The sequence below is a fragment of the Lentzea aerocolonigenes genome (assembly GCF_000955955.1).
GTDB lineage: Bacteria > Actinomycetota > Actinomycetes > Mycobacteriales > Pseudonocardiaceae > Lentzea > Lentzea aerocolonigenes_A.
In genome coordinates this window covers 30,498-40,753 of the sequence record NZ_JYJG01000226.1, presented here as the reverse complement: position 1 = coordinate 40,753, position 10,256 = coordinate 30,498, and the positions used below count along the sequence as shown (strand labels likewise).

The following is a 10,256-nucleotide window of genomic DNA, read 5'->3' as shown; positions in this document are numbered from 1 at the left end:
ACGGTGTAGGCGTTGTAGGTGCTGTTGCCGGACGGCCCGAGCGGCTTCGGGGACGGCCAGCCCGCGCACGCGCTCGTGGTGGCCGGGTCGAAGCAGCCCATCACCGCTGTGCCGCCGCCGGCGGGCGTCGACGACGCGAACAGCTTGCCCCCGGCCGTGGCCAGCGCGCCGAAGTAGTAGCCGCTGTTGTTGGTGTACGGCACGATCGGGGCGTAGGGCTGCGCGCCGCACGCGCTTTGCGACGCGATCGTCCAGCACACCACGTGCCCGGAAGTCGCGACGCCGTAGAGGTTTCCGCCGAGCGCGACGAGTCCGGCGAGCTCAACCGTCTGCCCGCCGCGGTTCATCAGCGGCCAGTAGCCGCAGTTGCCGGGCGCGGCGAGGTCGAGACAGCCGACGCCGATCGAGGTCGTGGTGACCGCGGAGTAGTAGATCTTCGACGGGGTTCCCGGATCGCGGACGTACTGCGGCTCCAGGGGACTGGCGATGTCACCCGTGTCGCCCGTGCCGAACGGGCCGGGCGTGGTGTTGAGCGGTTTCGGCCACGGGCCGCCGGGGCAGGGTGCGCTGGTCGCGAGATCGGTGCACATCAGCTTGCGGTTCGCGAACGACAGGTGGTGGTAGATGTTCCACGCCTGGAGCCGCCCGTCCGGCGTGCGCTGCAGCAACGGCGAGAACCCGTCGCCGCCGGTCGAGCTCGCACTGGCCGGGATGGGCGGGGTGAGCAGGTTGGCGCGCGCGGTGCCGCCGTTGCGGACGTTCGGGTTGGTCGCGCTGACGACCGGGTTGCCCTGGGCCGGCTCGGTGCCGGTCCAGCCCGGCGGCACCTGCAACGAACCGGGCACGTAGGCCTGGCCCGCTCCGATGGTGTCGGTGATGGTGGCGGCGCCCGGAGTGCCGTTGTGATAGGCCACGACCCAGGTGGCGGTGTCGCCGTGGGAGGCGGGATCGGACACGCCCTGCACGGACTTGGTGAGCGTCGAGACGGGCGGCTGGGCGGCAACGGGGGCGGCGGAGGACAGTGCGCTGGCGGCGAGCGCGGTCGCGAGCACCATTGCCTGCAGGCGTCTTCGCACGGTGGTCCCTTCGGCGGTGGTTGGGAACTGACCACCGAAGCTAGGGATCTGCCGGAATCCCAACAACGCCATGTCACCCGCGTGGACACCATCTCTGCCCCATCAGACCAACGTGCCGCGGGCGAACATGTGACTGTGCATGAGATTCCATTCGGGCGACGACTCGTGTTTCACCTGAACGCGCCGACGTGCCCATCGGAAACCCTTATGCAACTTGCATTTCGCGGCAGTCAGGCCCCCAGCAGGCCGTCGAGGAGCAGCGCGATCAACCGGCGCGGGTCGTAGCGCGCGTCGTCGCCCCGTCCGATGCACAGGTTGCCGATCCCGCGCATCAGCTCGTACGGCTGGACGTCCTCGATCCCGCTCGCCTTCAGCAGCTCATCGCACACCGGTCCCAGTCGCTCGAGGAAGTACGCGTGCAGCTGCTCGAACCCGCTGCTGTCCGACTGCAACGCGTTCGCGAGCCCGTGCTTGGTCACCAGGAAGTCCACGAACAGGTCGACCCACTGCCGCAACGCCTGCCGCGGTGAGTCCTTTTCGGACAGAAGCTGCGGCCCTGCTTCCGCGCACGCCTCGACCTGGTGGCGGTACACGGCCACGACCAGGTCCGCGCGGGTGGGGAAGTGGCGGTAGATCGTGCCCATGCCGACGCCCGCCTCGGCCGCGATCTCGCGGATCGGTGCGTCGACGCCGGACCTGACGAACACCTCGGCGGCGGCCGCGAGCAGCGTCTGCTCGTTGCGCACGGCATCAGCTCGCTTGCGTGGTGGCACGCGCACTCCCTTCCGGCACGGTTGACAAAGCGGAACAGTGCTCCGTATCGTTCCGGAACGTCGCTCCACTTACGGCGACAGACTACTCGAAGGGGAACCGATGACCGTCTTCACGGTGAGTCCTGTCGTGCTCGAAATCCCCGGCAGGCCCGTTGACCTGCAGTTGAAGGTCTCTGCGCCGATGGAAGGCAACGAGCTGCCGATCATCCTGCTGTCGCACGGGCAGGGGCTCTCGAACCACCTGTCCTCGCTGAACGGCTATGCGCCGCTCGCGAACCACTGGGCCGAGCAGGGCTTCGTCGTCCTGCAGCCCACGCACCTGAGCTCGCGTTCGTTGAACCTGCCCGCAGACACGCCCGGCGCGCCGATGTTCTGGCAGGAACGCGCCGAGGACATGTCGCACCTCATCGACCGGCTCGACGAGATCGAGAAAGCCGTGCCACAGCTGCAGAACCGGCTCGACCGCACGAAGATCGCGGTCGCCGGCCACTCGATGGGCGGCCACACCGCGAGCCTGCTCCTCGGCATGAAGACCGAGGGCATCAGCCTGAAAGAGCCGCGGATCAAGGCGGGCGTGCTGCTCGGCTCGACCGGTCGCGGCGAAGGCCTCACCGAGGTCGTGCGGGGGAGCTACTCGTTCATGCTGACGCCGGACTTCGGCGACATGACCACGCCGGCGCTCGTGGTCGCCGGTGACCAGGACGGATCGGAGCACCTCACGGTCAACGGGCCCGCGTGGCACGAGGACCCGTTCCACCTGGCACCCGGCCCGAAGGACCTCCTCGTGCTGGAAGGCGCGGAGCACGGGTTCGGTGGCGTGTCCGGGTACGACGTCGCCGAGACCACGGACGAGAGCCCGGAACGGGTCGCGACCGTGCAGCGGCTCACCACGGCCTACCTGCGCAGCCGGCTGTTCGGAACGGCTGACTGGCAGGAGGAGGCGCTAGTGGGCGTTGGGTTCCGGGTTGACTCCCGGCCGTGACAGGAACTCGAAGTCGCAGCCCTCGTTCGCCTGAGTGATGTGCTCGTAGTAGAGAACTCCGTACCCGCGCTCGAACTTGGGTGGCGGCGGAGTCCACGCGGCCCGTCGCCGTGCCATCTCCTCGTCGGAGATCTCCACCCGCAACACGCGCGCCTCGACGTCCAACGTGACGAGGTCGCCGTCCTGCACCAGCGCGAGCGGCCCACCGACGTGGGCCTCCGGTGCCACGTGTAGAACGCAAGCACCATAAGAAGTTCCGGACATCCGCGCGTCTGACACGCGCACCATGTCCCGCACACCCTCGCGCAGCAGCTTGTCCGGGATCGGCAGCATCCCGTACTCAGGCATGCCGGGCCCGCCCTTGGGGCCGCCACCCGCGAGCACGATCACCGAATCCTTCGTCACTTCCAGCGCGGGGTCGTTGATCCGTGCCTGCAAGTCCTTGTACCCGTGGAAAACCACGGCGGGCCCGGTGTGCTTCCACAACGCGGGATCAGCCGCCACGTACTTGATCACCGCACCGTCCGGCGCCAGGTTTCCGCGCAGCACAGCCAGTCCACCCTCAGTGGAAACCGGGTCGTCCACCGGCCGGATCACCGAGGAGTCGTACACCTCGGCGCCTTCGAGATCCTCGCCGAACGTCCGGCCGGTCACCGTGATCCGCTTGAGGTGCAACGAATCCCTGAGCTGTGAAAGGAGGCCGCGCAGCCCGCCCGCGTAGTAGAAGTCCTCCATCAGGTGCTCGCCGGCGGGCTGAACCGAAGCCAGCACCGGGACTTCGCGCGACAACCGGTCGAAGTCGTCCAGCGACAAGGAGATCTGCGACCGCCCGGCCATCGCGATCAGATGGATGTACGAGTTGGTGGAACCGCCCAACGCCAGCACGGTCCGAATCGCGTCCTCATATGCCTCAGGAGACAGCACGTCACCGATCGTCAGCCCCTGGCGCACCATCTCGACGACGCGCATGCCGGACGCCGCGGCCATCCGGTGGTGCGCCGAGTCGACGGCCGGAATCGACGACGCCCCTGGCAAGGTGAGCCCCAGAGCCTCGGCGGCCGCGGTCATCGTCGACGCCGTGCCCATCGTCATGCACGTGCCGGGGGAGCGAGCGAGCCCGGACTGGATCTCCGCCCAGTCGGCGGAAGAAATCGTTCCTGCCCGCTTCTCGTCCCAGAATCGCCACATGTCGGTGCCGGACGCGAGCTTCTGGCCACGCCAGTTGCCGCGCAGCATCGGCCCGGCAGGCACGAACACCGTGGGCAGGCCGGCGGAAGCCGCACCCATCAGCAACGCGGGCGTCGTCTTGTCGCAGCCACCCATCAGCACGCAGCCGTCGACCGGGTACGACCGCAGGATCTCCTCGGTCTCCATCGACAGCATGTTCCGGTACAGCATGGGAGTCGGCTTCTGGTACGTCTCCGACAGCGTGGAAACCGGGAACTCCAGCGGATATCCGCCCGCCTCCCACACCCCGCGCTCGACCTGCTGGGCCCGCTCGCGCAGGTGCATGTGGCACGGGTTGATGCCGCTCCACGTGTTCAGAATCGCGATGACGGGCTTGCCGAGGTGCTCCTCGGGGTTCATCCCGAGTTGACGCATGCGCGCGTTGTGCGAGAACGCCCGCAACCCTTCACCCTCGAACCACTCAGCGCTGCGCAACTTCACAGCATGCTCCAGGAGTTCAGCAGCACACCAACGGCCGACCGATCAGCCTCGCTCAGCAACGAAGCAGGCGGCCGCACGTCCCGGCGGCACAACCCCAGTTGTGCCAACGCCTCCTTCACCACGGACACGTTGTTCGCGGACTCGTTCAACGCCCGCAGCTCCTCGAACTTCCGGATGACCTCCCAGAACTCCATCGCCGCACCGAACTCACCGGCCCGCAGACACCGGAACATCTGCACCGACAGCTCCGGCGCCACGTTCGCGAGCCCGGACGTGAACCCCGTCGCCCCGACCGCGAAGTAGCCGGGCGCGGACAGCTCGGCGAGCCCCGCGACCCACGTCAGCCGATCGAACCCGGCATCCCGGGCCACCGTCGCGAACCGAACCGGATCCGGCACCGCGTACTTCACGCCGACGACGTTCGGACAGGCATCGGACAGAGCAGCGATCTGCGCGCCCCCGATCCGCGGGTTCCGCACGTAGAGGATCACGCTCAGCTCGGGCACGGAGGACGCGATCGCCCGGTGGTAGTCCACCCACCCGTCCAGCGACACGTACGGGTGCACCGGCTGGTGGATCATGATCCCGTTGGCGCCCGCCCGGTCAGCGAACCGTGCAGCCGCGACGGCGGAAGAAAGATCATGCCCGACCCCGGCGACGATCGCGGCACGGTCCCCGACGGTGTCCACGGTGATCTGCAGCGCGCGCTCGGTCTCGGCAGAGGACAGTGTGTAGAACTCGCTGGTGTTGCCGTTCGGCGTGACGACCGAGACGCCGCCCTCCACCATCCGGTCCACGATCGCGGCGTAGTTCTTCTCGTCGATCGTGCCGTCCTCGGCGAACGGCGTGACGGTGATCGCCACGACGGACGCGAGCCGCTCGGAGAGGTCATCGAACGCCATCGGGAAGCTCCTCAACTACTCGGTCGGCGAAGGTCTGGATGTGGCGGCGGAGCAGTTCGAACGCCAGGTCGCCCCGGCCGGCGACCGCGGCGGCGAGGATCGCGCGGTGCTCGGCGGCCTCGTCGTCCCAGGTCGGGCAGATGCCCCAGCCGGCGACCGTGATCAGCGCGGCCTGGTCGCGCAGGCCGTCCAGGATCTGGATCATCAACGGGTTGCCGCACCCGGCGTACAGGGCGCGGTGGAAGCGGCGGTTGGCCAAGCTTCGCCGGGCCAGGTCAGAGACGTCCTCCAACGCCAGCGCGGCGTCGTCGAACGAGGCCCCGAGCAGCACGGATCGCCGCAACGCCTCGGGCTCCATCAGCATGCGCACGTCGTAGACCGAGTTGGCCATCGCGGCGTCGACCGTGCGAACCGCGGCCCCCTTGTACGGGCTCATCACGACGAGCCCCGACCCGGCGAGAGTCTTCAAAGCCTCGCGCACCGGCGTCTTGGAGACGTTGAGCGCGGCGGCGAGATCTGTTTCCACGAGCGCCTGTCCGGGCTTCAGTTTTCCGTTGAGAATCGCTTCTTTGATCGATTCCAGAACGAAGTCCGTGCGCGACGCAGGCGGCGCTTCCACCCGGTCATACATCATATACGAGACCCTAGGAGCTGCCGGAGCCCCAGGTCAACCGTCTTCTGTGGGCTGCGCAACTGCCTTGTATCTGCGTTGAACCAACTTCCTCGCAGGCTCGTTTTGAAGGTGTCGGTCACCGCACCAACGCGCGGACCGGAGAAGGAGAAAATGAGTGAGTCGTTCCGCGTGAACCGTGTCCATTGCCGCGTCCGCCAGCGCATGGCACCGAACGTCCTGGGCACCGACGAGTTGAACGAGATCGACACATGCTGATGGAAGAACTGCCACCGGAGGCCGCACTGAACGGCCCTCCGCGCGACGCGGACCACCTCTTGCAGCGCACGCTGGGGACGGTCCGCGACGAGAGACACCAGGCCGTGCGACGCCGAGGGCGCGTCACGGCCCTGACATCGACCTTCGTGGTCGCCGGCGTGCTCGCTGGGGGCGTCTGGCTGGGCCAGGGCCTGGGCATCGGCGGTACCGACGACGTCGCCGGGACCCTGCAGGGGACCTCGGCCGACGGCGCTCATCTGGCTGTGCGCGTCACGGACACCGAGGGCGGCCTCAGGCTGGTCGCCACGGTCGACGGCATGCAGGACGGGGAAGCCTGCTGGCTCGTCGTGCACACGAAGGACGGACGCACCTTCACCGCCGGCTCCTGGAGGGCGCACGACGGCGAGGTGACGCTGGCCGGGTCCGCGATGGTGCGGGCGGGGGACGTGGCCGGGGTCAGCGTCGTGAACCACGATCACCAGCCGCTGGTGACCGCCAACTAGTTCTCTGTGAAGGGCGCCTTCAGCCACCTCACGTGGATGAAGGCGCCCTTCATCGCTCGCTGGAGCAGCGGTGAAATTCCGAAGTGAGACAGCGGCCTGTCGTCTCGATGGCGCGCTTGGCAAGCTGTAGCCGTGGCCCGCAGCAAACCGATGACCCTCGCAGTAGCGGCGGTCGCGGTCATGGTGGTCGTGGCCTCCGCGGTGGCGTACGCCCGATCCGGCCCTGACCAGTACGTGAGCGAGCTCGACCACGTGCTCAGCGAGCGGGCCACGCCGAGCGTCGTCATCCGGTGCGGCACCAACGAGGAACGGCACCTCAACGCCGACAACCCGGTCGTGTCGCCCGGCATCCCGTTCGGCGCCCACCACACACATGAGTACGTGGGCAACGAGTCGGCCGACGCGATGTCGACGAACATCTCTCTCGCGGCCGCGCCCAGCACGTGCGAGAAGGACGACCGGTCGACGTACTACTGGCCGGTGCTGCGCCTGACCGACGGCACGGGGCACGACGCGCATGCCGAGGGCGGCGGGCTGCACGGCAACGTCGGCGAGGTGCTCAAGCCGAAGAGCGTCGAAATCCGGTACGAGGGCAGCCCGGTGAGCAATGTGCTGCCGATGCCGCGGTTTCTGCGCATGATCACCGGCGACCCGATGGCGTTCACCAACAACTACGGCCCGAATGTCCGGGCGCAGTGGGGCTGTTCGGACCAGCCCGGCCGGTTCACGACCAGGTATCCGCTGTGCGGGAACGCCACCACGTTGCGCGGCTACGACTTCGCGAGCTGCTGGGACGGCAACAACACCGACAGCGCCTCGCACCGCACGCACGTGGCGTTCCCGCTGGTCGGCGGCGCGTGTCCGCCCAGGACGTTCCCGATCCCGCGGCTGCGCATCACCGTGGGCTACGACGTTCCGCCCGGTCGCCCGTTCGCGATCGACAGCTTCCCCGAGGAGATGCGGGACCCGGCGACCGACCACGCGATGTTCATCAACGTGATGCCGGAGGCGTTGATGAAGGAGCTGGTCGGGCACCTCAACGAAGCCCGCTAACATCCGCCACAATCTTTTATTCGAACCTCTTTGAACCGAAGCCCGTCTCTGCTCGTGTGTCGGCTGAGGTCTTGAACAGGACGCCCGCAAGAGGTGTTCGCGGGCGGGGAGGAGTGGGTGGATGGCGGCTTTGTTCTCCCGCAAACGGGAGACCGCGGCCGACGAGGCGCTGATCCGATCGCTCTACGAGGAGCACGGTCGGGCTCTGCTGGCGTACGCGACGCGGCTGACCGGCGATCGGGCGGCTGCCGAGGACGTGGTCCAGGAGACCCTCGTCCGAGCGTGGCGCCATCCCGACGCCCTCGTCAACGGCAAGGGATCGGTGCGCGGCTGGTTGCTGACCGTGGCGCGCAACATCGTCACCGACCGGGTGCGTGCGAAGGCCGCGAGGCCTCAGGAGGTGGCCGAGTCTCCGGCGACGCCACCGATCGAGCGCGACCACGCGGACCAGGTCGTCGACTCGGTGGTGGTGCTGGAGGCACTCGACAAGCTGTCCTCGGACCACCGCGACGTGCTGATGGAGATCTACTTCCGCGGCCGCAGCGTGACGGAGGCGGCAGAGGCGCTCGGGGTACCACCGGGCACGGTGAAATCAAGATCGTATTACGCGTTGCGAGCCCTGAGGGAGACGTTCGTCGGTCAACAGGTCGCACTGAAGGGGGTGGCCGGATGACCACGCAGCACGACCCGCAGCTGCTCGGTGCCTACGTTCTCGGAGCGATGGACGAGCAGGAGGTGCGCGAGATGGACGAGCACTTGGCGTCCTGCCCTGACTGCGCGCGTGAGCTGGAAGACCTCCGCGCCATGGAGGCCTACCTCGGCGAAGTTCCGCCGGAGGCCATGCTCGACGGGCCGCCCGAGGGTGGCGATCTGCTGTTGCAGCGCACGCTTCGCCAGGTGCGTTCGGAACGAGGCGGCGTCGCGCGGCGTCGCCAGTTCGCGTTGGGCGCCGCGGCAGCCGTCGTGGCGGCGGTGGTGCTCGGTGCCGGCGTGTTCGTCGGCAAGGCGACCTCGCCGGACGTCCAGGCGGGTCCCGCGCCGACCACGACCGCACCGGATCCGTCGGGCACCAAGCTCGCGACGTTCACCGACCCGGACACCAAGGCGTCGATGACCGTCAAGGTCGTCCCGGCCGCGGGCTGGGTGCGCACGAACACGGCGATCAGCGGTATCCCCGAGGGCGAGAAGTGCCGGATCTTCGTGGTCGCGAAGGACGGCAGCCGCCAGGAGGCGGGTTCCTGGGTGGTGTCCAAGAAGGGCGCCGCCGAGGGCACGAACCTGGACGGTTCCGCGCTGGTGGCCCCGAACGACGTGAAGTCGGTCGTGGTCGAGAACTTCGCGGGCAAGAAGTTCGTCGAGGTACCGGTCCAAGCCTGACCGAGGGGTTGGAGAGGAGGGGCCGTCTCCGTTGTGCGGAGGCGGCCCCTTTGCTCACGGCTTGAGCACGACTTTCCCAACCGTGGCACGGGATTCCAGTGCCTCGTGCGCCTTCGCGGCATCCCTCAACGCGAACGCCGGGTTGACCAGCGGCACGAACCGCCCGCTCGCCAGTCCCGCCATCGACTCGTCCTCCAGCACCCGCAACCCGCGCCGCATCAGCCCAGGCCCGAGCGCGACCGTCGCCGTGAGACTGTTGGCCCACAACGCTTCCGTGCTGATCTTCGTCATCTCGCCGGACGACCAGCCGTAGAGGATGTGCCGCCCGCCGACCCCGAGCGTCTTCAACGCCGTCTCGCCCACGGAGCCCCCGACGCCGTCGAGCACCACGGTCATGTCCTTGATCCCGTCCGCCCAGTCCGGCCGGGTGTAGTCGATGGCGGCGTCGGCACCGTTGTCCATCACGTGGTCGAGCTTCTCGCCGCTCGCCAGCCCCACCACCTGCGCCCCGACGTTGCGCGCCTCCTGCACGAGCAACGTCCCCATGCCGCCCGCCGCCGACGTCACCAGCACGACGTCGTCCTGGGTGAGCTTCGCGGCGTGCAGCACCCCCACGACCGTGCGCCCGGTGCCGATCATCGCCACCGCGGCCTCGAACGACACGTCGTCCGAAAGTGCGTGCAGCGACTTGGCATCAGCCACGGCCAGCTCCGCGTAACCGCCGTTGGCCGTGCCGAGATGGGCCGTGACCCGCCGCCCCAGCCACTCGGCCTCCACGCCGTCGCCGAGCGCCGTCACGACCCCGGCGACCTCCCGCCCCGGCGTCATCGGGAACTCGACGGGCCCGAACCCGCCCTTGCGGATGGTGGTGTCGACGAGGTGCACCCCGGCGGCGGCCACGGTGATGCGCACCTGGCCGGGCGCGGGCGACGGGTCGGGCACCTCCTCGAACAGGAGGTTCGACGCCGGACCGAACTCGTACTGCCGAATCGCGAACATGTCCGCGACGCTATGAGCTCGACTTAACTGGAGG

The 10,256-nt window shown here is 68.6% G+C and carries 10 protein-coding genes and 1 pseudogene; 5 read left to right on the top strand and 6 right to left on the bottom strand.

Translation table 11 applies throughout. The features are described 5' to 3' along the window. Together UK23_RS27855 and UK23_RS27850 are read right to left on the bottom strand one after the other, a co-directional pair. Window positions 1–1,076, bottom strand: a pseudogene (locus UK23_RS27855) (hypothetical protein); the annotation flags it as partial. 230 nt (window positions 1,077–1,306) lie between these two features. Continuing rightward, window positions 1,307–1,849, bottom strand: a complete 543-nt coding sequence (locus tag UK23_RS27850; RefSeq protein WP_045314620.1) for a TetR/AcrR family transcriptional regulator — start codon at window positions 1,847–1,849, stop codon at window positions 1,307–1,309. A 100-nt stretch (window positions 1,850–1,949) separates the two neighbouring features. Here UK23_RS27850 and UK23_RS27845 point away from each other — a divergent pair, with 100 nt between their 5' ends. Then, window positions 1,950–2,831: an alpha/beta hydrolase family protein gene (locus UK23_RS27845; RefSeq protein ID WP_045314610.1), complete on the top strand. Its 882-nt coding sequence runs from the start codon at window positions 1,950–1,952 to the stop codon at window positions 2,829–2,831. Here UK23_RS27845 and araD read toward each other — a convergent pair. Genes araD through UK23_RS27830 form a run of 3 tightly spaced genes read right to left on the bottom strand, consistent with a single transcriptional unit; the run spans window position 2,793 to window position 6,035 of the window. Further along, on the bottom strand, window positions 2,793–4,499 hold the full coding sequence (gene araD / locus UK23_RS27840; protein WP_419503905.1) for an L-arabinonate dehydratase: 1,707 nt from the start codon (window positions 4,497–4,499) through the stop codon (window positions 2,793–2,795). The two genes, UK23_RS27845 and araD, sit on opposite strands and share 39 nt — an antisense overlap. Continuing rightward, a complete protein-coding gene (locus UK23_RS27835) occupies window positions 4,496–5,401 on the bottom strand; it encodes a dihydrodipicolinate synthase family protein (protein ID WP_045314608.1) in 906 nt (301 codons plus the stop codon). The genes araD and UK23_RS27835 overlap by 4 nt, the downstream gene beginning before the upstream one ends. Then, on the bottom strand, window positions 5,388–6,035 hold the full coding sequence (locus UK23_RS27830) for a GntR family transcriptional regulator (RefSeq protein ID WP_231114705.1): 648 nt from the start codon (window positions 6,033–6,035) through the stop codon (window positions 5,388–5,390). The genes UK23_RS27835 and UK23_RS27830 overlap by 14 nt, the downstream gene beginning before the upstream one ends. Window positions 6,036–6,283: 248 nt before the next feature. Between UK23_RS27830 and UK23_RS27825 the strand changes: the two genes are divergently transcribed. From UK23_RS27825 to UK23_RS27810, 4 genes are all read left to right on the top strand, one after another. Beyond that, on the top strand, window positions 6,284–6,793 hold the full coding sequence (locus UK23_RS27825) for a hypothetical protein (protein ID WP_052685121.1): 510 nt from the start codon (window positions 6,284–6,286) through the stop codon (window positions 6,791–6,793). Window positions 6,794–6,925: 132 nt separating this feature from the next. After that, window positions 6,926–7,846 (top strand): DUF1996 domain-containing protein, encoded by a 921-nt coding sequence (locus UK23_RS27820; protein WP_231114704.1) that lies wholly within the window; start codon window positions 6,926–6,928, stop codon window positions 7,844–7,846. A 121-nt stretch (window positions 7,847–7,967) separates the two neighbouring features. Continuing rightward, a complete protein-coding gene (locus tag UK23_RS27815; RefSeq protein ID WP_045314607.1) occupies window positions 7,968–8,519 on the top strand; it encodes a sigma-70 family RNA polymerase sigma factor in 552 nt (183 codons plus the stop codon). Next, entirely contained in the window at window positions 8,516–9,223 is a 708-nt protein-coding gene (locus tag UK23_RS27810) for an anti-sigma factor family protein (protein ID WP_045314606.1), read from the top strand. The genes UK23_RS27815 and UK23_RS27810 overlap by 4 nt, the downstream gene beginning before the upstream one ends. A gap of 54 nt (window positions 9,224–9,277) precedes the next feature. Here UK23_RS27810 and UK23_RS27805 read toward each other — a convergent pair whose 3' ends face one another. Continuing rightward, window positions 9,278–10,222, bottom strand: a complete 945-nt coding sequence (locus UK23_RS27805) for a zinc-binding dehydrogenase (RefSeq protein ID WP_045314605.1) — start codon at window positions 10,220–10,222, stop codon at window positions 9,278–9,280. Between the last annotated feature and the right edge of the window lie 34 nt (window positions 10,223–10,256).